Below are 21,938 nucleotides of genomic sequence, written 5' to 3' on the forward strand. Positions count from 1 at the left end.
CTCCCCTTAGCCCCCGCCGATGGCGCGGACGATATCTACTTTGTCGTTTTGGTTCAGCGCGACCTGCGGCCAGCGCTGGCGCGGCACCACCTGGCGGTTGACCGCCAGGGCCAGCGCCTGGCCAGTCAGTTCGAGCGCATCGATCAACTGGTCCAGCGTCTGCTGCGGCGGCACCGCACGGGCGGCGCCGTTCAATTCGATTTCGATCATGCTTGCTCGCGGTAGATGCTGGCCCCGCCCTTGACGAACTCGATGGATTTTTCCTGCATGCCCTTGGCGGCGAACTCGCGCACCTCCTGCGTGATCTTCATCGAGCAGAAATGCGGGCCGCACATGGAGCAGAAGTGCGCCACCTTGGCCGAATCCTTCGGCAGGGTCTCGTCGTGGAATTCGCGTGCGCGGTCCGGGTCCAGGCCCAGGTTGAACTGGTCTTCCCAACGGAATTCGAAGCGCGCCAGCGACAAGGCGTTGTCGCGGATCTGGGCGCCAGGATGGCCTTTTGCCAGGTCGGCGGCGTGGGCGGCGATCTTGTATGTGATGATGCCTTCCTTGACGTCGTCCTTATTCGGCAGGCCCAGGTGCTCCTTCGGCGTCACGTAGCACAGCATGGCGCAGCCGTACCAGCCGATCTGCGCGGCGCCGATGCCGGAGGTGATGTGGTCGTAGCCCGGCGCGATATCGGTGGTCAATGGGCCCAGGGTATAGAACGGGGCTTCGCTGCACTGTTCCAGTTGCAGGTCCATGTTTTCTTTAATGAGCTGCATCGGCACGTGGCCCGGGCCTTCGATCATCACCTGCACATCGTGCTTCCAGGCGATCTGGGTCAATTCGCCCAGGGTTTTCAGCTCGCCCAGTTGCGCGTCATCGTTGGCATCCCATACCGAGCCTGGACGCAGGCCGTCGCCCAGCGAGAAGCTGACGTCGTAGGCCTTCATGATTTCGCAGATCTCTTCGAAGTGCGTGTACAGGAAGTTTTCCTTGTGATGGGCCAGGCACCACTTGGCCATGATCGAGCCGCCGCGCGAGACGATGCCGGTCATGCGGTTGGCGGTCATCGGCACGTAGCGCAGCAGCACGCCGGCGTGGATGGTGAAGTAGTCGACGCCCTGCTCCGCCTGTTCGATCAGGGTGTCGCGGAAAATTTCCCAGGTCAGGTCTTCGGCCTTGCCGTTGACCTTTTCCAGCGCCTGGTAAATCGGCACGGTGCCGATAGGCACAGGCGAATTACGCACGATCCATTCGCGGGTTTCGTGGATATGCTTGCCGGTGGAGAGGTCCATCACGGTGTCGCCGCCCCAGCGGATGGCCCAGGTCATTTTCTCCACTTCTTCGCCGATGGAGGAAGTGACGGCGGAGTTGCCGATGTTGGCGTTGATCTTGACCAGGAAATTGCGGCCGATGATCATCGGCTCCAGCTCCGGGTGGTTGATGTTTGCCGGGATGATGGCGCGGCCGCGGGCAATTTCCTCGCGCACGAATTCCGGCGTGATTTCTTCAGGAATGGCAGCGCCAAAGGACTCGCCGCGGTGCTGGCGGCCCAGCAGGTCGGCCATGCGGTTGCCCTTCTCGCCCTGGGCGCGCAGGCCGGCCAGGTATTCCTTGCGGCGCAGGTTTTCGCGGATCGCCACGTATTCCATTTCCGGAGTAACGATGCCCTGACGCGCGTAGTGCATCTGGGTCACGTTGCGGCCGGCTTGCGCGCGGCGCGGCTGGCGGTGCAGTTCGAAGCGCAGGGCGTCGAGCTTTTCGTCGGCCAGGCGCTGGCGGCCGTAGTCGGAAGTCGGGCCTTCGAGCAGTTCGGTGTCATTGCGCTCGGCGATCCAGGCTGCACGCGGGGTGTTCAGGCCTTTGCGGATGTCGATCGTGGCGTCCGGGTCGCTGTATAGGCCGGAACAGTCGTAGACGGTGACCGGCGCATTGTCGCCGGACAGGCTGATTTCGCGCATCGGCACGCGCATGTCAGGGCGGCTGCCGGTGACGTAAATCTTGCGGGAATTCGGCAGCGGGGTGACAGCTGCGGAGTCGACTTCCGCCTGGGCGGCGAGGAAGGTTGGATTGGCGTTCATTTTGGCTCCTTGTGTTGGCGCAGGAGCCAGCAAAGGAGGTTAGGTTGCACCTGGCGGTGGCGCGCGTTCGCGCGGCAGCAGGCGTATCCTGAAGCTTCCCTTCGCTGGCATTATCCAGATCAGGTTCGGAGGGTATTTCTCACCCGCGTAGCTTGCGCCGCACAGGACCCCTAGCGTTTGCCACCTTTCGGTAGCGAGCGGATTATATCTATAATCGTTGCGCATTGAAAGGAGACCGAATGCTATATGTAGTATTCCTGGCGGCGATGACCGCGCTGGAGACACGTGCACCGACGCTGGCCGAGCAGCGCTCGTTCGAACAATTCATGCAGCGAAGCGCGCCCGGCGCGCCGCTGCCGGCCCTGCACGCGCAGCGCGCACGCGGGGCGAAGCAATGGGAAGTCAGCGCAAGCGCCGACGCACCGCCGGTGCGCCTGGTGCTGCCGCTTTGCCGCGTGACGCGTACGCACTACGCGCTCCAGGCGGACGACAGCTGGCGCGCCGACAGCAGCCAGCATGTGTGGATCCACCACACCACCGATTGCGGCACGCCACCAGCAAGAATGGTCGAACTGCGCGCGCCGCTGGCTGAAATCGATATGCTGCGTTTGATCCAGGCCCAAGGCGAAATGCTGCAGCGAGCGCGCCTGCTCATGGCCGGCAATACGAGCTGCGCGCCGATCCGTTCGCGCAACTTCCAACTGCGGACTTTGGGTCGGAGCGCGGACGGCATGTATGTGCTTGGCTATGAAAGCGATATCGGCAGCACGGCCAATATCACGGTGCGCCAGACGAGGGGGGGCGAATTGACTGCGTGGAATGTAGCCTGCGGTAAATAAGGGCTTCCCCGAGCTTGAAGAGGCTTTGGAGTGGCTATTTATCTGAAAGGTGTAACAATCCGTAACTACGTGCGAAATCGCACATAGCAGTTTTCCTCTCGGAATCCATAATGGAAGAGCACTAATAACTTCGAGAGGCACTGCCATGAACCCGAAAGTCTCCCTCCTACCCCTCTTCCTGTCCTCCCTCCTGCTCGCGGCGTGCGGTGGAGGAGGTGGCGGTTACAGCGGCGGCGGCCAGCCTACCCAGACCATGGGTACGCTGGCCGTTTCCATGACGGACGCGCCATCCTGTGGCTTTGATGCAGTGAACGTGACCGTCAACAAGGTGCGCGTGAACACCAGCGCTACCGCCAGTGACACGGAAGGCGGCTGGACCGACATCACGCTGTCGCCGGCCAAGAAAATTAACCTGCTGAACCTGACCAACGGCACCTTGGAAGCCCTGGGCCAGACCTCGCTGGCGGCCGGCCGTTACAACCAGGTGCGCCTGGTGCTCGATGCGAACAGCGGCAACGCCACCAATAACTCTGTAGTCTTGAGCGGCACGACCACTGAGATCTCGCTCGATACGCCTAGCGCGGTGCAAAGCGGCATCAAGATGAACGCCGACTTCACGGTGGAAGCGGGCCAGCGTTATGACCTGGTGATGGACTTCGACGCCTGCAAATCCATCGTCACCAAGGGCAACGGCAAGTACGCGCTGAAACCGGTAGTTAAGGTGATTCCGACCGCGCTGAATGGCATCAGCGGCTTCGTCAGCGTACCGCTACTGTCGGACGGCATCGTGGTCAGCGCCCAGCAGAATGGCGTAGTAGTCGCATCGACTGTGCCAGGCAGCACCGGTGAATTCGACCTGACCCGCCTGCCCCTCGGTAACTACGACGTCGTGATCACGTCCAACACCCACGCGGCGTATGTGGTGGGTGGCGTACCGGTCACCTCGCTCACCGGCATGGTCCCAATCAGCACCACGGGCGCACCGTTCACGTTGGCAAGCGCCAGCCTGATGGGCTCGATCAGCGGCACCGCCACGCTGACCCCGGCCAGCGCTACCGAATCTGCGCTGGTTTCCGCCAAGCAAGCCATTTCCGGTGGACCAACTGTGACGCTGCGCTATACCAATGCCGACATGACGACCGGCGCCTACAGCATCACCAAGCTGCCGCTGGCTGCGCCCCAGTACGCCGCCTATAGCGCCACCCTGCCGCTGTCCTTCGCCCCGGCCCTGACGACGCCGACCACCGGCATGTACAAGGTCGACGCCTCCGCGACCGGCTACACCACCCTGGCGATTCCAACGGTGGATATCACCGTCGCCAACGCAACCAACGTCAACTTCGCCCTGGTGCCTTAAGTACCCCCCCTCCCGTCGCCGTCCCTCTCGGGCGGCGACGTACGTTCAGCCTTGCGTTTCGCAGTTCGGAACGCATGCGCCATCGCCGCGTGGCGCAGCCGAATCGCCGGTGTCCAGTCGCTGTCGCCAGGGAGTTGAACATCAACAACCTTCCAGGCGTTGCCCACATTGCCCAGACTGGCCAAGACAAACTGGTTCGGCGAGAGCGGTTGCGACTCATAGAGCAGTTCGCCACAAACCACCTCAGCGTAATGCGGGCCATGACGACTGCAAATGCGCAGCCGCGTCCCATCTGGCAGGAACACTGTCTTCCAGAAATATCCTTTAGGATCCAGCGGCTTGCCGGCAGCGCGCTGGCGTTGCAGCCATTCACGAATGGCGATGTCTGCCAAGTCTGCGACGGCCAGGCCTGTCGCCTGCTCAGCGTGGTAGTCGAGCAGGGCGTGTAGGGTCGGGAGGCTTACCTCCAAGGTCACTCGGGTAGTCATACTGAAAACTCCTGAAATTTTCTCCCTTAGAGCGCTACCAAGGGCAAAAAGTTCAGTTTTTCAGTAGTTTCAGTAAAAATTTCAGTAGTTTTCAGTAGTAGGCAGCGACAGATGCGCACCGGACTCCCCAAGCGGGTATTCAGTGGCGGACTCGGCCAGATCGTGGGCATCTCCCTTATAATGAAGGTTTTCGCCAAATTTACAGCCCAAATCATGGAATTAGCCAAGTCTTTCGAGCCTGCCGACATTGAACAGTTCTGGCGCAGCGAGTGGGAAAAGCGCGGTTACTACGCAGCCTCCCTCGACCTGAGCAAGCCGTCCTTCAGCATCCAGCTGCCGCCGCCGAACGTGACCGGCACCCTGCATATGGGCCACGCCTTCAACCAGACCATCATGGATGGCCTGACCCGCTACCACCGTATGCTGGGCCACAACACCGCCTGGATTCCTGGCACCGACCACGCCGGCATCGCCACCCAGATCGTGGTGGAGCGCCAGCTCGATGCGCAGAAGGTATCCCGCCATGACCTGGGCCGCGAAAAATTCGTCGAAAAAGTATGGGAGTGGAAGGAAAAATCCGGCTCCACCATCACCGGCCAGATGCGCCGCATGGGCACCTCCCCTGACTGGAAGCGCGAATACTTCACCATGGACGCCGAGCGCTCCAAGGTGGTGAGCGAAGTCTTCGTGCGCCTGTTCGAACAAGGCCTGATCTACCGCGGCAAGCGCCTGGTCAACTGGGACCCGGTACTGGGCACCGCCGTCTCCGACCTGGAAGTGGTATCTGAAGAAGAAGACGGCTCGATGTGGCACATCAAGTACCCGCTGGCCGACGGCAGCGGACACCTGGTCGTTGCAACCACTCGCCCTGAAACCATGCTGGGCGACGTCGCCGTGGCCGTGGACCCAACCGACGAGCGCTACACCGCGCTGGTCGGCAAGATGCTCAAGCTGCCGCTGGTCGGCCGCGAAATCCCGGTCATCGCCGACGAATACGTCGACAAGGAATTCGGCACCGGCTGCGTGAAGATCACCCCAGCCCACGACTTCAACGACTACGCCGTTGGCCAGCGCCACAAGCTGGACATGCCGTCCATCCTGACTTTGGACGCCAAGATCAACGAAAACGGCCCGGCCGCCTACCAGGGCATGGACCGCTTCGCCGCCCGCAAGCAAATCGTGGCGGACCTGGATGCGCAAGGCTTCCTGGTCGAAGTCAAACCGCACAAACTGATGGTGCCGCGCGGCGACCGCACCGGCGTCGTGATCGAGCCTATGCTGACCGACCAATGGTTCGTCGCCATGAGCAAACCGGCACCTGAAGGCACCTTCAACCCGGGCAAATCCATCACCGAAGTAGCGCTGGAAAAAGTCTCCAGCGGCGAGATCAAGTTCGTCCCTGAAAACTGGAGCACCACATACAACCAGTGGCTGAACAACATCCAGGACTGGTGTATCTCCCGCCAGCTGTGGTGGGGCCACCAGATCCCGGCCTGGTACGACGAGCAAGGCAACATCTACGTCGCCCGCAGCGAAGAAGACGCGCAAGCGCAAGCCGCCGCCAAGGGCGTGACCGGCGCCCTGACCCGCGACAACGACGTGCTGGACACCTGGTTCTCGTCCGCCCTGGTACCGTTCTCCACCCTTGGCTGGCCGAGCGAAACGCCCGAACTGCAGGCCTTCCTGCCAAGCTCCGTGCTGGTCACCGGCTTCGACATCATCTTCTTCTGGGTCGCGCGCATGGTCATCATGACCAGCCACTTCACCAACAAGGTGCCGTTCGAAACCGTGTACGTGCACGGCCTGGTGCGCGACTCGCAAGGCCAGAAAATGTCCAAGTCCAAGGGCAACACCCTGGACCCGATCGACCTGATCGACGGCATCGACCTGGACGCCCTTGTCGCCAAGCGCACCACCGGCTTGATGAACCCGAAAGACGCGGCCAAGATCGAAAAAGCCACCCGCAAGGAGTTCCCGGACGGTATTCCAGCCTATGGCACTGACGCTGTGCGCTTCACCATGGCCTCCTACGCCTCGCTGGGCCGCAACATCAACTTCGACCTGGGCCGCTGCGAAGGCTACCGCAACTTCGGCAACAAGCTGTGGAACGCCACCCGCTTCGTGCTGATGAACACCGAAGGCCACGACTGCTCCGCCAACGAAGCCGACCTGTCGGCCGCCGACAAGTGGATCATCTCCGCCCTCAACCGCGCCGAGCAGGAAGTGCACAAAGGCTTTGCCGACTACCGCTTCGACAATATCGCCTCCACCATCTACCAATTCGTCTGGTACGAGTACTGCGACTGGTACCTGGAACTGGCGAAGGTGCAGGTACAGCATGGCACGCCGGGCCAGCAGCAAGCTACCCGCCACACCCTGCTGCGCGTGCTGGAAGTGATCCTGCGCATGGCGCACCCGATCATCCCGTTCGTCACCGAGCAGCTGTGGCAAACCGTGGCACCGCTGGCCGGCAAAGGCGGCGAAGGCATGTCGATCATGACCCAGCCCTACCCGCTGCCTAACGAAGCGGCCATCAGCGCCGAAGCCGAAGCCTGGATGGGCGAGCTGAAAGGCATGACCGACGCCGCCCGCAACCTGCGCGGCGAGATGAAGCTGTCGCCATCGGTGCGCGTGCCACTGATCGTGGAAGCCACCGGCGCCGACAAGGCCAAGATGGCCGCCTTCGCACCGTACATCCAGATGCTGGGCAAGCTGTCGGAAGTGCAGATCGTCGACACCCTGCCGGAATCCCCGGCCGCCGTCTCCGTGGTCGGCACGACGAAGCTGATGCTGAAAGTTGAAATCGACGTCAAAGCAGAGCGCGAGCGCCTGTCGAAAGAGATCGCCCGCCTGGAAGGCGAGATCGCCAAGGCCAACGGCAAGCTGTCCTCCGAATCCTTCGTCGCGCGCGCCCCGGCCGCCGTGGTGGCGCAGGAAAAAGAGCGCGTCGCCAACTTCGGCGCAACGCTTGCAAAAATGCAGGAACAACTGGCCAAGCTGCCAGCCGCCTAAGGCTAAAGTCCCCGCGCAATGCCCGGCTTCGGCCGGGCATTTTTGTTTCTAGAGCTTTCCCTCCAATAAAAATAGCATGATCGTGCGGTGTCGCGCCGAGTCATACGCTACACTGGTTTTCCCCAAAACCCATATAAAAGAGACACCCCCATGCGCCTAACCCGCACTGCGGCGCTGGCCGCAGCAGCCCTGCTGGCTGCCGCACCAGCATTTGCCCAAGACCCTTCCCCGATCGGCCTGTGGAAAAACATCGATGATGTCAGCGGCAAGCCGAAAGCCCTGATCCGCATCACCGAGGAAAACGGCGCCCTGCAGGGCAAGATCGAGAAGCTGTTCCGTGGCCCGGCCGAAGAACAGAATCCGGTATGCGACAAGTGCACCGACGCGCGCAAAGACAAGCCTATCGTCGGCATGGTGATCGTCTCGGGCCTGAAGAAGGATGGCAGCGAATACAACGGCGGCGAGATCCTCGACCCGAACAACGGCAAGGTCTACAAGAGCAAGCTGGAAGTGGCCGATGGCGGCAAGAAGCTGAAAGTGCGTGGCTATATCGGCGTTTCGTGGCTGGGCCGCTCGCAAACCTGGGAACGCCAGGAATAAACCGGCAAACCTGCCGGATGGCCGTCCCGTCTGACCCGCAGGGTCAGACACGCCAGAACTACGGCCTCGGGTTTCGGGGGAACCAACCACAAGCCCTGAGACCGTACAGGGTCAGACCCTTGGGTCTGACCCTGGTTTACCGGTTTTAGGCAGCAACAACGCCGCCAACGCCGGAATCATCACGATCGCGCCCACCATATTCCACAGGAACATAAACATCAGCAACAGGCCCATATCGGCTTGGAATTTGATGTCCGACCAGACCCAGGTCAGCACCCCCAGCGCCAGCGTCGCCCCGGTCAGCGCCACCGCAACGCCTGTCGTCTTCAGCGTTTCGAAATACGCCTCCTTCAACTCCAGCCCGCGATCCAGGAAGCACTGCAAGCGGTTGTAAATGTAGATACCGTAGTCCACGCCGATGCCGATGCCCAGCGCAATCACCGGCAAGGTCGCCACCTTCACGCCCAGCCCGAGCCGCGCCATGATCGCCTCGCACAGCGCCGAGGTGATATACAGCGGCACCATGATGCACACCGTCACACGCCAGGAACGGAACTCCCACCACACCAGCAGCGCCACGATGGCGTACACCAGCACCAGCATGGTGATCTCGGCCTGCTTGATCACGATATTGGTAGCCGCCTCGATGCCCGAATTGCCCGCTGCCAGGATGAACTCCGCCTGCGGCGTATTGTTCTCTTTCGCAAACGCCTGCGCCGCCTGCACCACACGCGTCAGCGTGTCGGCCTTGTGATCGGCCAGGAACACCAGCACCGGCAGCATCGAGCAATCGTTGCTGTACAACTCGGACGGAATCATGCGCTGCGCAGAATTGGAAACAAAGCGGTTGCGCGACAGCGCCTGCCATTTCAAACTGCCGCCGTTCACGTTGGAGATGATCCGCTTCTGCACCGTGAACAATGAAGTGGTCGACTCCACACCCGGCACGTTCTCCATCTCCCACTGGAAGCGGTCCACCACTTCCGCCGTCGGATAAGCACCGCACTCGCCGGCCGGCGTCTTCACCATCACCACGAACACGTCCGAACTGGTCGAATAGTGGCCGGTGATGAAGGCGTTGTCGCGGTTATAGCGCGAATCCGCCCGCAGCTCCGGCGCGCCCGGATCAAGATCGCCTATCTTCAGGTCGCGGTTCAAAGCAAAAGCCGTGGCAAATACGGCCAGCGCACCCAGCACCGCCAGCTTCGCGAACTTCGGCTCCGCAAAACGCGACAGCTTGCGCATAAAGCGGTGCGGACGCTGCGCCTTGCGCGCCTGGTTGCGCAGGCAGGCATCGGTCACGCCTACGTACGACATCAGGATCGGCAGCAGGAACATCTTGGTCAGCACGATGACCGCCACACCAACCGATGCGGATATCGCCAGCTCGCGGATCACGCCGATCTCGATCACCAGCAGGGTCGAAAAGCCCACCGCATCGCACAGCAGCGCAATCGTGCCGGGAATGAACAGCTGGCGGAAGGTCTGCTTGGCCGTTTCCATATTCGACTTGCCGGCCAGCCGTTCCGTCGCCATGGTGTTAATGTTCTGCACCGCGTGCGACACGCCGATGGCAAAAGTCAGAAACGGCACCAGGATCGAATACGGATCGAGCCCAAAGCCCAATAGCCGCACGATGCCCAGCTGCCAGATCACCGCCAGCGAGCAGCAGAATACCGTCACCAGGGTCGACTTCCAGCAGTGCGAATACCAGAGCAGCAATGCCACCGTCATGGCGAAGGTAATCGCGAAGAACATGCCGATCGCCTTGGCGCCGTGGATCAAGTCGCCCACCACCTTGGCAAAGCCGACGATGTGGATCTTCACGCCCTGCGCCTCGTACTTGGCGCGCACCAGTTTTTCCAGCCGCTCGGAGAACAAGCCGTAATCAAGCTTGGTGCCCTTGTCCGGATCGATCTCCAGCAGCGGCACCTGCACGATGGTGGACTTCTGGTCCGCCGCCACCAGGCTGCCGATGCGGCCCGAACGCGCCACGTTGGCGCGCACCTCGTCCAGCATGGCCGGCGAACCATCGAAGCCCTGCGGGATGATCTGGCCGCTGTTCATGCCCGTCTCGGTCACCTCCATCCAGTACACGTTTGGCGTCCACAGCGATTTCAGGTTGCCGCGGTCAACGCCGGGAATGTAGAACACTTCGTCCGTGACCGCCTTCAGCGTGTCGAGGTACTCTTTGGAATAGATGTCGCCCTTGGTCGCCTCCACCGCGATACGGATGTTGTTGCCCAGCGGGCGCAACTCGTTCTCGTACTTCAGGTAATTGGCAATGAAGGGGTGCGTGGCCGGCACCATCTTCTGGAAGCTGGCATCGGGCTTGAGCAGCGCCGCCTGCCAGGCAAACACCACGGACGCCGCCAGGAAGGCCAGCATGATGATGAAGCGGTGCTTGAACAGGCGCGGTTCCAGCCAGTGCTCGATGGAGTCGAAGCGCTGGTGGCTCTGCTCCATCGCCTCGCAGGATTTGTCGTTATCGTCGCGCATCATTACCGTCCCTCCCCTGCCGCAGCAGCGCGCACGCCGCCTACGCCGGACAACAGCACCGTGCCGTTCGCGGCCAGCATGCCCGCTGTTGACACTGCATCACCCTGGCGGATCACACGGAAGCTGGCGCCGTCGTCGTCGCTGCGCAGCAGCGCGCCGTCCTGCGCGGCCAGCACGATGCTCGCGCCCTGCATTACGCCGCCGACCAGGCTTTTTTTCGTCACCGCAGGCGTTTCGCGCCAGGTGGCGCCGCCGTCTTCGCTGCGGAATACGTGACCGCCAAAACCGTAAGCCAGCATGCTGCGGCCCGTGAAGATCACGCCGTACAGCTGGCCGCTGTAGCCGGTCGCGCTGCGCTGCCAACTTGCGCCGCCGTCGTTCGATCGATAAACGTAGCCGCCCTCGCCCGCGATGGCCAGCACATTGCCTGGGCCGCCCGCGATGGCGTTGTAATGCAGGCCTTCGGGGTTTGTCAGCCCCGCGCCCATGGAACTCCAGTTTGCCCCGCCATCCATCGTGCGGAAAGCCTGGCCGTATGCGCCCACCGCGTAGCCCGTTTTGGCATCGCGGAACCATACGCCCAGCAAGGGCCGCGACGGGCCGAACTTTGCCGCCGCTTCAATATCGCCCAGCGCATTCTCAGCGTCGCCCAGCGCTGCGTTGTCCGCGCCAGCCGCCTGCGCCTTCGCCACCGCCGCTTTGGCGTCCGCCAGCATCAGCGCGTTGGCCTTGTTGCCGTCAAAGCGCGTCGTCCACTGCGCCCCGCCGTCGCTTGTGGACAGGATCACCCCATCATGCCCAACCGCCCAGCCGTTGGCCGCATCGGCAAAGGCCACCCCGGTCAGCGTAACCGACACCGGCACCTTCGCCTGCCGCCACGCCGCGTCGCCATCGCGCACCAGGATGATGCCGCGCTCCCCCACCGCCACCGTGCGTGCGCCCGCTTGCGCCAGCGCCAGGACCAGGGCTTTCGGCGCCCGCGCCGAGATGCGCGCCGGCGTTTGCAGTGGCTCGCCTGCCGCTGCCGGCAGCGCCGCCACGGCGCCTGCGAAGGCTGCCGCCAGTATCAATGCTTTATTCATGCTTCAACCCGCAAAAAATGGGCGCAGCGAACCCTGAGAACGCGTGCGCCCGAAGAGACACCCCCAAACCCGCTACGCCTTTCCTTAGTTAGAGGAACGGCGCAGCGTATCTGGCGTGAAGTTCGACGGATCGAGCTTTACGCCAAATTTGATCTGCTTCTCCTGGTTCGAGATGCCGGACAGCAGGTAGCGGCGTGCCTGCAGGTCGTAGAACACTTCGTTAGCGAAGTAGTGGGTCTGAGCGTCGTAATACTGGATGCCGCCGATTTCGTGCACGCGCCACAGCTCGCCGCGGCCATCATAGGCATCGGTGTGTGCGACTTGCCAGCTGTCCTCGTCCACATAGAAGACGCGCTTGGCGTAGATATGGCGCTTGTCTTTCTTCAGCGTCGCCTCCACCACCCACACGCGGTGCAGCTCATAACGCACCATATCCTGGTTGATGTGGCCCGCGCGAACGATGTCGGCATACTTCACGGCCTTGTTGGTCATCTTGTAGTTGTTATAGGAGATCAACATCTCCTTCTTGCCAACCAGCTTCCAGTCGTAGCGGTCCGGTGCGCCATTGAAGCCGTCGTAGTCGTCGGTCGTGCGTAAGCCGTCCGCACCTTGGCCCGGAGAGTCATACGCCACGTTCGGTGCGCGCAGCACGCGGCGCTGGCCCGGGTTGTAGGTCCACGCCATGCGTGATTCCTTAACCTGGTCCATCGGGTCCACCACCAGCAGCGCATCGCCCGCCACGGAGGACGGCCCCGTCAGGGTCGCCATGTAGTACACCAGGCGGTTCGGTTCAGGATTGGCCATGCCCTGCGCGAAGGCCACTTTCTCGGTGCGCGTCACCGGCGTGAACGCGCCATTGGTCTGCACTGGGAATTCAGCGGTGTAGCGCTCGATGGTGCCGCCACGGTAGCGCATCAGGTGGTTCCAGATCACTTCCACCCCGGTTTTCGGGATCGGGAACGGCACCGTGGTCTTGGCGGTGCCGGTCACGCCGTTGCCGCCGCCGGTCAGGTCGGCCTTCGAAGCTTCGGCCTTGATGTTGTCGTACACGGTCTGAGGGTAAGCCGCCGTGCGATAGGTCTTGTAGACGTTCATCTTGTAGCTCGGGTAGCGCTTGAGCATCTCCATCTGGCCCGGCGTCAGCACATCCTTGTACTTGTCCATATTGGCCGCGGTCACCGTATACAGGGGCGCCTCGTTCGGCAGCGGATCGGCGTAGCCGTTCTTGCCGTCGAAGCCGGCCGGCGCCTTGGTCAGGCCGCCCGTCCAGGCCGGGATGGTGCCGGCCTTGTTGCCGTCCTTTTCCGCGCCGACCGGCGTCAGGTCCTTGCCCAGGCGGTCCACTTCCGCTTGCGGCAGGCCGGCCACGGCGCTGCCCGCGATGCACGCCAGCGCTGCAGCCAGCAAGCTTTGCTTCATCATCTTCATCTGGTGGTCTCCTATGTCTCGATTAGAAGTTGGCGCCGATCACGAAGGACATATTGTCGCGGTCGTGGAACTGGTCGTATTTGGCGCTCTTGTTATAGCTGGTGTAGCTGATGTCAGCGTAGTAGCGGTTGTTGTAGTCCGCGCGCAGGCCGATAGAGCGGGTCTGGCGGTCTTCGACAAACAGGTTGTCCGCCGAATAGCCCTTCACGTCATGCGCGAAGTACAGGCGCGGCTTGAAGTTGACGCCGGCCACCACGTTCGGGAACAGCAGCTCGGCCGACAGGCGATAGCCCCAGGCGGTGCTGGTCGCATAGCCCTCGTTCTCGCAGTACGAAGCGTTAGGCTGGATGCCAGCCGGGCCGCAAGTGCCGCCCAACGCCGCCGTCGGGCCGAAGTTGTACATGAAGCCGCGCACATAACGGGTGCTGGTATTCGGGTCGCCGATGCCGCTCCACTTCTGGCCCGCCACTTCGCCCAGGAGCGTGAGCGAATCCGCGCCCAGCACTTGCGGGAACTGGCGGATGAAGGACATCTGGGCCTGGGTCTTGTCCTTGCGGTCATAGCCGTGGATCACAGTGCCGGTCGGCACGTTCGGATCGCGCGCCAGTGCAGCCAGCTTGGCTTGCGGGCCGATGCCCAGTGCCGTACCCACCAGGAGGTCGATAGCGTTAATCTGCACCGGAATATCCTTGGTGCGCGACAGCTCGCCGAACAGGGAGAAGCCGCCCACCTCGGTAGCCGCCGACAGGCCCAGCGTCTTCACATTCTCGCCGCTGTAGTCCCACACGATATTCCCCGGCGGCAGTACACCCAGCGTACCCAATGCCGGTGCCAGCGAAGGCACGGCTTTGACCAGCTGCGCCAAGCGCCCCGACCACACGGACGGCAAGGCCGAAGGCTGCTTGACCACAGACACGATAGGCGAGTGGCCATGGTAGCGCGCGAAGTAAAGGCCGAAGTCAGTCGAAATAGCGTCGGCAAAATAGTGCGTCGACACGCCGAACTGGCCCGAGTTCTTAGGCTTGATCTTGTTAGCGGTAGTCATGCGGAAGTTCAGCGGCATGGATCGCGACAGGCCTAGCGAGGCCAGCACAGGATCGAGCTGCGGCGGCAGGCCTGCCAGGAAAGGCTTGCCGTTGTACTGGCCCTGGTCGTCCATCTTGGTGCTGTCGCCAAACAGCACGGTGCCGTTATTGCAGTTCAGCGAATCCGCCGCCGACCAATAGGTGCCGCAGCCGTCCACCACGTTCTGGCGCCAGCCCAGGTTGTAGAATGCTTCCACCGATACGCCGTTACCCAGGCCCAGGTTGGCCATCAGGGCCGGCTGCGGCCGCAGGATTTCCTTCACCTGTGCACCCGGTCGGCGCGCGGCGCTGGTATCGAAGGCGCCCATGGCGTTAATGCCCGGCACGAACAGGCTTTCGCCCCAGTTGATCACCTGGTTGCCCAGTTTGACCGACAGCGGCTTGCCGCTCACATCCCAGTTGGCAAACACGTAGGCGTCGGCCAATGCCGCGCCATCAAAGGTGGACAACTGATCGAAGCCGTTGTCGCTCAACTGGGTGTTTGGCACATAGGCGTTGTTGAAACTGCCGTGCGCCATTTTGTGGTGTTTCAGCGTGTAGTCATACCAGGCAAAGCCGCGCGCGAAAATGCCGTAGGTCTCGCCTTTCAGCTCGAATTCGCCGGTCAGCTTGCCCACGGTAGAGTAGGCGTCGTGCTTGGCGAAGTTCAAATTGCCGTCGTCGGCGCCGGCGCCGGCCGTGCCGCCATTGGGGACGGAGATCAGGTTCTTGTCCGCATCCTTCATCCGGATGCTGGTGCCCACCGAAACATTGAGGGAAAAGCGTCCTTCCAGGCCATTGTCGGTGGTGAAGGTTTCTGCATGCGCCAGGGGGCTTGCCAGGGCAGCCGCCACGGCGAGGGCCATGGTGCGGTTGTACTTCCTCGTCATCCTAGTGTCTCCTATCGTTTTATATTTGACTGCTGTTTGACTGCTTTGGACTGCTTGGGGGATGCCACTACATATGCTGTTTGAGGAAACCGGCCAGCGCGTCGAACACACGCCCATACGGCGGGCGGAACAGGCCAAAGCCATTCAGGCGCGCCTGGCGGAAAATCGGTTTCTGCTTGGAGAAGGCCAGGAAGCCATGCTCGCCGTGATAAGCGCCGATGCCGCTCGCGCCCACACCGCCGAACGGCAGGTTCTCCTGCGCCGCATGCCACAGCGCGTCGTTGATCGTCACGCCGCCGGAAATCGTCGAGCGCAGCACCTTGGTGCAGTTGCGGCGCTCCCTGCCGAACCAGTACAGCGCCAGCGGGCGCTCGCGCTGGTTGATGAAGGCGATGGCTTCCTGCAGCGCGTCGTAGGCCACGACCGGCAGCAGCGGCCCGAAGATCTCCTCGCGCATCACCGCCATGTCCGGCGTCACGTTCAGCAGCAGCACGGGCGCCATGCGGCGCGCGCCGGCGGCATCAGCCTCCCCGCCCAAGCGCACCACGGTAGCGCCCTGTTCTTCCGCTTCGCGCACCAGTTGCTGTAGCCGTGCGAAGTGGCGCTCGCTGATAATGCTGGTGTATTGCTCGTTGCCGGCAAACTGCGGATACATTGCAGCCGCCGCCGCCGTGATTTCGCGGACGAAGTCCGTCACGCGGGCGCGCGGCACCAGCGCATAGTCCGGCGCCACGCAAGTCTGCCCCGCATTGAACAATTTACCGAAGGCCAGGCGCGGCGCCGCTTCCGCCAGGTCGCAACTTTCGTCAATGATGGCGGGCGATTTGCCGCCCAGCTCCAGCGTGACCGGCGTCAGGTTGCGCGCTGCGGCTACCGCGACCTGGCGGCCGACGGCGGTGGAACCCGTGAACACGAGATGGTCAAAAGGCAGCGACGCGAAGTCGCGGCTGACGTCCACGCCGCCCTCGATCACGGCCAGTTCTGACGGGCTGAAATAGCGCGCCGCCAGTTGCGCCAGCAGCTGCGAGAAAGCCGGCGTCAATTCGCTCGGCTTGATCATGACGCGGTTGCCAGCAGCCAGTGCCGCCGCCGCCGGCACCAGCGCCAGCTGGCAGGGGTAATTCCAAGGCACGATATTGCCGACCACGCCCAGCGGCTGCGGCATGAGCTGGCTGGAGCCGGGAAGCATGTGCAGTGGCGTCGCCACGCGGCGCGGCCGCATCCAGCGTCCCAGCTTGCGGCGCTGCTGGCGGATCGCCGACAGCACGATGAACAGTTCCGTCAACACCATCTCCTGCCGCGCGCGGCCGCCGAAATCGGCATTGATCGCCTCCAGGATGGCCGACTCATTGTCGGCCACCAGGGCTTGCAGGCGGTCCAGCCGTTCGCGCCGCACAGCGGCCGATGGCAGCATGTCGGCGTTGAAGGCAGCGCGCTGGATTTCCAGCGTGTCGGCGAGGTTCTGGGTACTGAAAGACAGTGGTGCGTTCATGGGTAAGCAATCAGGGTCATAGGCACGAACGGGCGCACGGCGACTTGCGCCGGCAATAGCCGGACGTCGATCGGCGCCGCGAGCAAACGCGCTCGGGTCATTTCAGGCTGCGGGTGCAGCCAGGAGGGGGAAAGTGGGGCCATGGCCGGGCGAGCCGGGCCCGGCGACAACATCGAATCGCTGAATTTTCATGCAGTGTCTCCAGTATGTGCCGCGTTTTATTAACGCTGTCGTTGAAATGAGTATGTGTTTGGCACTACTATTCGTCCAATGCATTGTTCTTATCCGTGCAATGCATATTGTGCATACAAGGGGATTTCCATGGATTTCAAGCGCTTGCGCTACGCCCTGGCCGTGGCCGACGAAGGCAATTTTGTGCGTGCGGCGGAGAGGGTCAACATCAGCCAGCCCGCCCTCTCGCGCGCAGTGCAGACACTGGAAGAAGAGCTGGGATTCCTGCTGTTCGACCGCGGTAACCGCAACGTGGTGGTGACAGTCGCCGGCGCCGCTTTCTTCAACCACGCGCGGCGCCTGCTGTTTGATGTACGCAACATGGAACACGACCTGGCGCTGTTGCGTGATGGCGACAGCGGCCATGTCACCTTCGGCATCGGCCCCCTGCATTCGGGCGCCCTGCTGCCGCGCGTGCTGCGCCAGGTGCGCGCCGACCAGCCGGGCATCAGCCTGTCCGTCGCGATCAACAACTCCACCTACCTGCTGGATCACCTGCGCGCCGAGGAAATGGAATTCTTCATGTCCGACGTGCGCCTGATCGAACCGGCGGAAGACTTGATCATTACCCACGAATGCCGCCAGTTCGGCGGCATCTACTGCCGCCGCGGACACCCGCTGTTGCAACGCAGCGACGTTACGCCAGCCGACCTTCTGCCCTATGGCATGGCGGCGCCAACCATGCCCGAAGTGCTGATGCAGCAGATGAACAAGCTATTCCGCCTCCCGCCCGGACGCGACCTGCCGATCATGCTCAGTTGCGACAGCGTACACACCCTGATCGACGTGGTGGCCGAAAGCGACCTGCTGCTGATCTCCAGCCACGCCGCGCTGGCCGAAGCCGCCGAAGCAGGCCGGCTGGCACAAGTCGCAGTGCCCTTGCCGCCGCTATGGGCCGACATCGCCACCATCCGCCTGCGCGGCCGCACCCTCTCCCCCGGCGCCCAACGCGTACTGCACGCCGCCCGCTCCATCCTGTCGCAGCTGGCCGGCACCGAAATGCCCCGCCACTAGAGCCCGTGTCAACCTGGGGGGCATGGCGGGGGCGCCGAGCCGGTTTGCTTGACACGAGCTCTACCGTTGCGCTCAGGCGGACGCCGCGGCGCTCAGCAGTTCAAGGTCCTTCACCTCGATCTGGCCGTAGCGCAGCGCGATCGCGCCGCTGCGCGCCAACGCCCGCAGCTCCGTGTTCAAAGTGGTGCGTCCCATGCCCAGCATCATTGCGATGTGATCCTGCGAAATGACGATAGTGCTGCGCGGGTTGCTGGCGTTGGTCAGGTCGCCCCGCGCCAGCATCAGCAGGCGACGCGCGACGCGAGCACGTGTGCCATGCAGCGCCATATCGGCCAGCAGGCCAAGGGCGGCGCGCAGGCGCTGCGCCTCAAGCCGCGCAATGGCATAAGCAAAATCAGGTTCCCGCATCAGCGCTTCGAAACGCTCGGCGCTCACCGCCAACAGTTCGGAGTCCTCCTGCGCTGTCGCCGTGGCGGCGCGCGGCAAATCCTCAAGCAGGGCCGTCTCGCCGAACCAGTTGCCCGCTTCCACCATGGTCAGGATAGCCTCGTTGCCATTCTCATGCATGACCGACAAGCGCAAGCAGCCCGAGGCCACGCCCCATATGCCGGTATGCACATTAGCGGTCGGCTCCCCCTGCAGGTAGAGTATTTCGCCCTGGGCCAGGCGCAGCGGGCGCGCCGCGTCCAGCAAGGCCCGCCCCAGCTCCGGGGCCAGCGTTGCAAACCAGGGATTATCGAAAAACTTTTGCATGGAAAGTCCTGAATTGCACGGAATTGAACATTCTTCCTAGGCCCCGGCGCTGCATGATGAATCGCAAAGGAGACCATATGGACAAGAACATGATGTACTTGCTGATCGCACTGGTGCTGGCGGGCTTCGGCGCCATGGAGTGGGCCAGCCGCCGCTACCGCGACACCGTGCATGCCAGCGCCAATGATACAACGCTGGAAATCCTGATGACACTAGGCCTGCTGGCGGTGACGCAGCCATTCATCCTCTTCTCCGCCGACCTGCTGGGCCAATGGCTGGCTCCCGGCATGCGCAACGCGTGGGCGAGCCTGCCCTGGTGGGCATGGGCCGCCCTGCTGCTGGTGGGCGATGACATGACCCAGTACTGGTGGCACCGCATCTCACATTCGCCGCTGCTGTGGCCCCTGCACCGCGCGCACCACAGCGCCTCCTACATGAGCGTCCGCATCACCTACCGCAACAACTTCTTTTACTACTTGATGATGCCGGGGATCTGGTTCGCCGGCGCCATGGTCTACCTGGGGTGCGGCTGGATGTATTTCGCCTACGTGGTCGTCAAGCAGGCCGTCATCATCGGCGCGCATTGCGCCTGGGCCTGGGACGAGCCGCTGTACAAGGTGCGCGCCCTGCGCCCGCTGATGTGGGTGGTAGAGCGCACCATTTCCACACCCGCCACGCACCGCGCCCACCACGCCATCACCAACGCCGACGGCATCGGTCATTACAAGGGCAATTTCGGCAACCTGCTGTTCTTCTGGGACGTGCTGTTCCGTACCGCACACATTACGCGCCGCTATCCAGCTGAAGTGGGCCTGCGCGACGACCAGCTGTTCGGCGACGAGCGCTGGGACAAGCAGATGTTCTACCCCTTGCTGCAATCGAAGCGCGAATACAGCGCGCTGAAATTCGGCGGAAAGATCTACAGCGATGAATAGCTTCATTATCACCGGCGGCTTTGGTGCACTGGGACGCGCCGTCGGCGAAGCCTTGCTGGAGGCGGGCGCGCAAGTCGCCCTGGTCGATCACGCCCCCGCCCAACCCGGCCTGCCCCTCGGCGCCCTGCTTTGTGGCAGCGTCGACCTGTGCGCCCCGGTGCCAACGCGGATTTGCATCGACGAAGTGGCACAGCGCTTCAGCGGTCTCGATGGCATCGTCAACGTAGCCGGCGGCTTTGCCTGGGAGACCGTGGAACAGGGCGATGTCGCCACCTGGGACCGCATGTACGCCATGAACGTACGCACCACCCTGCTAGCTTCCCAGGCAGCCCTGCCGCACTTGCTGCGCCAGGGACGCGGGCGCATCGTCAATGTCGGCGCCATGGCCGCCAGCCGTGCGCAGCTTGGCATGGGCGCTTATGCCGCAGCCAAATCCGGCGTGGCCCGCCTGACCGAAGCGATGGCCGACGAATTCATTGAAAGCGGCATCACCGTCAACGCCGTCCTGCCCAGCATCATCGACACGCCGGCCAACCGCAGCGCCATGCCGCAAGCAGATCCTTCGCGCTGGGTCGATCCTGCGGCGCTGGCGCGCGTAATCATGTTCCTGTTGTCGGATGCATCGGCCGCCGTCAGCGGCGCCCTGCTGCCCGTCACCGTCCCCACGGCGCAAAGGCACTAGCCGGCCGTCAGCGGGAAAGTAAATTCGAAGCGCACGCCCTGGCCCGGCGTGCTGCTCAGGCTCACGCTGCCTTGCAGCGCACCGCCAACAAGGTTGTTCACGATGAACATGCCCAGTCCCGAGCCGCCGGCGCCGATCTTGGTGGAGAAGAAGGGTTCGAAAATCCTGGCCTGCACTTCGGGTGCAATGCCCACGCCATCGTCGCAGTAGACCAGGCAGAGGTCGTCGCCCGCCACGCTGGCGGCGATCGATACCTTGCCGCAGCTGCGCCCTTCAAAGCCGTGCAGGATGGAGTTGACGATCAGGTTGTTGAGGATCTGCTCCAGGTGGCCGGGATAGGAATTCATCATCACGCCCGGCGGCACCTGCAAGTCCGCCGTTACATTCGCCTGCCGCATCATGCGCCCCAGCGTCACCAGGATATCGTGCAGGCAGGTGTGCAGGTCGAACTGGCGGCGGCGTTGGCTTGTCTGGTCCACCGCCACGTTCTTGAAGCTCTCGATCAGTTCGCGCGCCTTGTCGGCGCTGCGTATCAGCACTTCGCTCGCTTCGCTGCAATCGCCGGCCAACTGGATCAGGCAGGAACGTGTCAGCTTGCCTGCCAACGCATTGTCCGCCAGCTCAATCACGCGGTCGCGCAAGGTCGACGCCAGCAGCACGAGGTTGCCCACCGGCGTATTCAGTTCGTGCGCCACGCCGGCCACGATGCTGCCCAGCGCCACCATCTTTTCCTGTTCAACGATCTGCTGCAAGGCTTGCCGCAGCTCGCAGCTGCGCGCTTCCTCCGCCTCCCTGCGCTGCGTGATGTCGCGCACCAGCGCGGCAAAAGACGGCGGCTGCGACTGCGGCACCTGCCACTGCGACAGCTCGACGTCGAATTCGCGCCCCTCGCGGTGGCGCGCACGCGCGCAGCCGTTCTGCGAAGGGAGCAGCACCTTGCTGGCGGGCTGGCCCAACATTTCGTCGCGGCGCCAGCCGAACAAGCCTTCCGCCGCATGGTTCCAGTCCGTGACCACGCCGTGGCTATCGGTGCCGATGAAGGCCTCGCTGGCGCCGTCGATCACCATGCGCAAGCGCCGCTCCGAATCGTGCAGCGCCTGCGTGCGCTCCTGCACCTTGGCGTACAACTCGCACAGCACGGCCACCTTGTTGCGCAGCACGGCCGGTTCGATCGGTTTGTTGAGGAAGTCCACCGCGCCCATTTCGTAGCCCTTGAACTGGCGCACCTTGTCATGCAGGCCGGCGGTGATGAAGATGATGGGCTGGTGTCGCGTGCGAGGGTTGGCGCGCAGCAGTTCGGCCGTTTCCAGGCCATCCATTTCAGGCATTTGCACGTCCAGCAGCACCACGGCAAAATCGTGCTTGAGCGACTGGCGCAGCGCCTCGTTGCCGGACATGGCTTTCACCAGCTGTAACGGCAGCGCCATATCTTCCAGCAGCGCCTCCAGCGCCGTCAGGTTTTCCTGGCGGTCGTCGACGAGCAGCACCGGAATCGGTCGGTCCATG

Annotated in this window: 17 protein-coding genes and 1 riboswitch; of the genes, 7 read left to right on the plus strand and 10 right to left on the minus strand. The window is 63.0% G+C overall.

Features of this window, described 5'->3' with window-relative positions:
- Positions 1-6: 6 nt before the first annotated feature.
- Both thiS and thiC read right to left on the minus strand, forming a co-directional pair.
- On the minus strand, positions 7-210 hold the full coding sequence (gene thiS / locus AC1RTP_RS24765; RefSeq protein ID WP_498611306.1) for a sulfur carrier protein ThiS: 204 nt from the start codon (positions 208-210) through the stop codon (positions 7-9).
- The gene (thiC, locus tag AC1RTP_RS24770) at positions 207-2,066 is read right to left on the minus strand and encodes a phosphomethylpyrimidine synthase ThiC (RefSeq protein WP_498611307.1); all 1,860 of its coding nucleotides are present in this window, start codon (positions 2,064-2,066) and stop codon (positions 207-209) included. Before thiC ends, thiS begins: the two co-directional genes overlap by 4 nt.
- Before the next feature lie 79 nt (positions 2,067-2,145).
- A riboswitch (TPP riboswitch) is annotated at positions 2,146-2,248 on the minus strand.
- Positions 2,249-2,305: 57 nt separating this feature from the next.
- Between thiC and AC1RTP_RS24775 the strand changes: the two genes are divergently transcribed.
- Together AC1RTP_RS24775 and AC1RTP_RS24780 are read left to right on the plus strand one after the other, a co-directional pair.
- Positions 2,306-2,905 carry a hypothetical protein gene (locus tag AC1RTP_RS24775; protein ID WP_498611308.1) on the plus strand — a complete coding sequence of 200 codons (600 nt, stop codon included), beginning with the start codon at positions 2,306-2,308 and terminating at the stop codon, positions 2,903-2,905.
- 145 nt (positions 2,906-3,050) lie between these two features.
- Positions 3,051-4,262, plus strand: a complete 1,212-nt coding sequence (locus tag AC1RTP_RS24780) for a DUF4382 domain-containing protein (RefSeq protein ID WP_498611309.1) — start codon at positions 3,051-3,053, stop codon at positions 4,260-4,262.
- Here the strand turns inward: AC1RTP_RS24780 and AC1RTP_RS24785 are convergent.
- Positions 4,259-4,750 (minus strand): hypothetical protein, encoded by a 492-nt coding sequence (locus AC1RTP_RS24785; protein ID WP_498611310.1) that lies wholly within the window; start codon positions 4,748-4,750, stop codon positions 4,259-4,261. The two genes, AC1RTP_RS24780 and AC1RTP_RS24785, sit on opposite strands and share 4 nt — an antisense overlap.
- 213 nt (positions 4,751-4,963) lie before the next feature.
- Here AC1RTP_RS24785 and AC1RTP_RS24790 point away from each other — a divergent pair, with 213 nt between their 5' ends.
- Both AC1RTP_RS24790 and AC1RTP_RS24795 read left to right on the plus strand, forming a co-directional pair.
- Positions 4,964-7,762, plus strand: a complete 2,799-nt coding sequence (locus AC1RTP_RS24790) for a valine--tRNA ligase (RefSeq protein WP_498611311.1) — start codon at positions 4,964-4,966, stop codon at positions 7,760-7,762.
- A 150-nt stretch (positions 7,763-7,912) separates the two neighbouring features.
- Positions 7,913-8,362 (plus strand): DUF2147 domain-containing protein, encoded by a 450-nt coding sequence (locus tag AC1RTP_RS24795; RefSeq protein WP_498611312.1) that lies wholly within the window; start codon positions 7,913-7,915, stop codon positions 8,360-8,362.
- 111 nt (positions 8,363-8,473) lie between these two features.
- Here AC1RTP_RS24795 and AC1RTP_RS24800 read toward each other — a convergent pair whose 3' ends face one another.
- The 5 genes from AC1RTP_RS24800 to AC1RTP_RS24820 all read right to left on the minus strand — a co-directional run bounded on the left by AC1RTP_RS24800 (position 8,474) and on the right by AC1RTP_RS24820 (position 16,817).
- Positions 8,474-10,864, minus strand: coding sequence for an efflux RND transporter permease subunit (locus AC1RTP_RS24800; protein WP_498611313.1), 2,391 nt, complete (start codon positions 10,862-10,864; stop codon positions 8,474-8,476).
- The gene (locus tag AC1RTP_RS24805; protein ID WP_498611314.1) at positions 10,864-11,943 is read right to left on the minus strand and encodes a WD40/YVTN/BNR-like repeat-containing protein; all 1,080 of its coding nucleotides are present in this window, start codon (positions 11,941-11,943) and stop codon (positions 10,864-10,866) included. The genes AC1RTP_RS24800 and AC1RTP_RS24805 overlap by 1 nt, the downstream gene beginning before the upstream one ends.
- An 84-nt stretch (positions 11,944-12,027) precedes the next feature.
- The gene (locus AC1RTP_RS24810; protein ID WP_498611315.1) at positions 12,028-13,371 is read right to left on the minus strand and encodes a DUF1329 domain-containing protein; all 1,344 of its coding nucleotides are present in this window, start codon (positions 13,369-13,371) and stop codon (positions 12,028-12,030) included.
- A gap of 22 nt (positions 13,372-13,393) precedes the next feature.
- Positions 13,394-15,325, minus strand: coding sequence for a DUF1302 domain-containing protein (locus tag AC1RTP_RS24815; protein WP_498611316.1), 1,932 nt, complete (start codon positions 15,323-15,325; stop codon positions 13,394-13,396).
- Between the two features lie 67 nt (positions 15,326-15,392).
- On the minus strand, positions 15,393-16,817 hold the full coding sequence (locus tag AC1RTP_RS24820) for a coniferyl aldehyde dehydrogenase (protein WP_498611317.1): 1,425 nt from the start codon (positions 16,815-16,817) through the stop codon (positions 15,393-15,395).
- A gap of 321 nt (positions 16,818-17,138) precedes the next feature.
- On the opposite strand from AC1RTP_RS24820, the gene AC1RTP_RS24825 reads away from it, so the two are divergent.
- A complete protein-coding gene (locus tag AC1RTP_RS24825) occupies positions 17,139-18,062 on the plus strand; it encodes a LysR family transcriptional regulator (protein ID WP_498611318.1) in 924 nt (307 codons plus the stop codon).
- Positions 18,063-18,134: 72 nt separating this feature from the next.
- Here AC1RTP_RS24825 and AC1RTP_RS24830 read toward each other — a convergent pair whose 3' ends face one another.
- On the minus strand, positions 18,135-18,815 hold the full coding sequence (locus tag AC1RTP_RS24830) for a Crp/Fnr family transcriptional regulator (RefSeq protein WP_498611319.1): 681 nt from the start codon (positions 18,813-18,815) through the stop codon (positions 18,135-18,137).
- Positions 18,816-18,892: 77 nt separating this feature from the next.
- On the opposite strand from AC1RTP_RS24830, the gene AC1RTP_RS24835 reads away from it, so the two are divergent.
- On the plus strand, positions 18,893-19,750 hold the full coding sequence (locus AC1RTP_RS24835) for a sterol desaturase family protein (protein ID WP_498611320.1): 858 nt from the start codon (positions 18,893-18,895) through the stop codon (positions 19,748-19,750).
- Positions 19,743-20,432 (plus strand): SDR family NAD(P)-dependent oxidoreductase, encoded by a 690-nt coding sequence (locus AC1RTP_RS24840; protein ID WP_498611321.1) that lies wholly within the window; start codon positions 19,743-19,745, stop codon positions 20,430-20,432. Before AC1RTP_RS24835 ends, AC1RTP_RS24840 begins: the two co-directional genes overlap by 8 nt.
- Here the strand turns inward: AC1RTP_RS24840 and AC1RTP_RS24845 are convergent.
- A complete protein-coding gene (locus AC1RTP_RS24845) occupies positions 20,429-21,937 on the minus strand; it encodes an ATP-binding protein (protein ID WP_498611322.1) in 1,509 nt (502 codons plus the stop codon). The genes AC1RTP_RS24840 and AC1RTP_RS24845 overlap by 4 nt on opposite strands.
- Between the last annotated feature and the right edge of the window lies 1 nt (position 21,938).

This window comes from Pseudoduganella sp. GW821-FHT11H04 (genome assembly GCF_058807935.1).

Bases quoted from the DNA above. Each gene is read 5' to 3' on its own strand.
- AC1RTP_RS24830 (WP_498611319.1), bottom strand. From the start codon at position 18,815: ATGCAAAAGTTTTTCGATAATCCCTGGTTTGCAACGCTGGCCCCGGAG.
- AC1RTP_RS24840 (WP_498611321.1), top strand. From the start codon at position 19,743: ATGAATAGCTTCATTATCACCGGCGGCTTTGGTGCACTGGGACGCGCC.
- AC1RTP_RS24825 (WP_498611318.1), top strand. From the start codon at position 17,139: ATGGATTTCAAGCGCTTGCGCTACGCCCTGGCCGTGGCCGACGAAGGC.
- thiC (WP_498611307.1), bottom strand. From the start codon at position 2,066: ATGAACGCCAATCCAACCTTCCTCGCCGCCCAGGCGGAAGTCGACTCC.
- AC1RTP_RS24800 (WP_498611313.1), bottom strand. From the start codon at position 10,864: ATGATGCGCGACGATAACGACAAATCCTGCGAGGCGATGGAGCAGAGC.
- AC1RTP_RS24810 (WP_498611315.1), bottom strand. From the start codon at position 13,371: ATGAAGATGATGAAGCAAAGCTTGCTGGCTGCAGCGCTGGCGTGCATC.
- AC1RTP_RS24815 (WP_498611316.1), bottom strand. From the start codon at position 15,325: ATGACGAGGAAGTACAACCGCACCATGGCCCTCGCCGTGGCGGCTGCC.
- AC1RTP_RS24790 (WP_498611311.1), top strand. From the start codon at position 4,964: ATGGAATTAGCCAAGTCTTTCGAGCCTGCCGACATTGAACAGTTCTGG.
- AC1RTP_RS24835 (WP_498611320.1), top strand. From the start codon at position 18,893: ATGGACAAGAACATGATGTACTTGCTGATCGCACTGGTGCTGGCGGGC.
- AC1RTP_RS24780 (WP_498611309.1), top strand. From the start codon at position 3,051: ATGAACCCGAAAGTCTCCCTCCTACCCCTCTTCCTGTCCTCCCTCCTG.
- AC1RTP_RS24775 (WP_498611308.1), top strand. From the start codon at position 2,306: ATGCTATATGTAGTATTCCTGGCGGCGATGACCGCGCTGGAGACACGT.
- AC1RTP_RS24795 (WP_498611312.1), top strand. From the start codon at position 7,913: ATGCGCCTAACCCGCACTGCGGCGCTGGCCGCAGCAGCCCTGCTGGCT.
- AC1RTP_RS24820 (WP_498611317.1), bottom strand. From the start codon at position 16,817: ATGAACGCACCACTGTCTTTCAGTACCCAGAACCTCGCCGACACGCTG.
- AC1RTP_RS24785 (WP_498611310.1), bottom strand. From the start codon at position 4,750: ATGACTACCCGAGTGACCTTGGAGGTAAGCCTCCCGACCCTACACGCC.
- AC1RTP_RS24845 (WP_498611322.1), bottom strand. From the start codon at position 21,937: ATGGACCGACCGATTCCGGTGCTGCTCGTCGACGACCGCCAGGAAAAC.
- AC1RTP_RS24805 (WP_498611314.1), bottom strand. From the start codon at position 11,943: ATGAATAAAGCATTGATACTGGCGGCAGCCTTCGCAGGCGCCGTGGCG.
- thiS (WP_498611306.1), bottom strand. From the start codon at position 210: ATGATCGAAATCGAATTGAACGGCGCCGCCCGTGCGGTGCCGCCGCAG.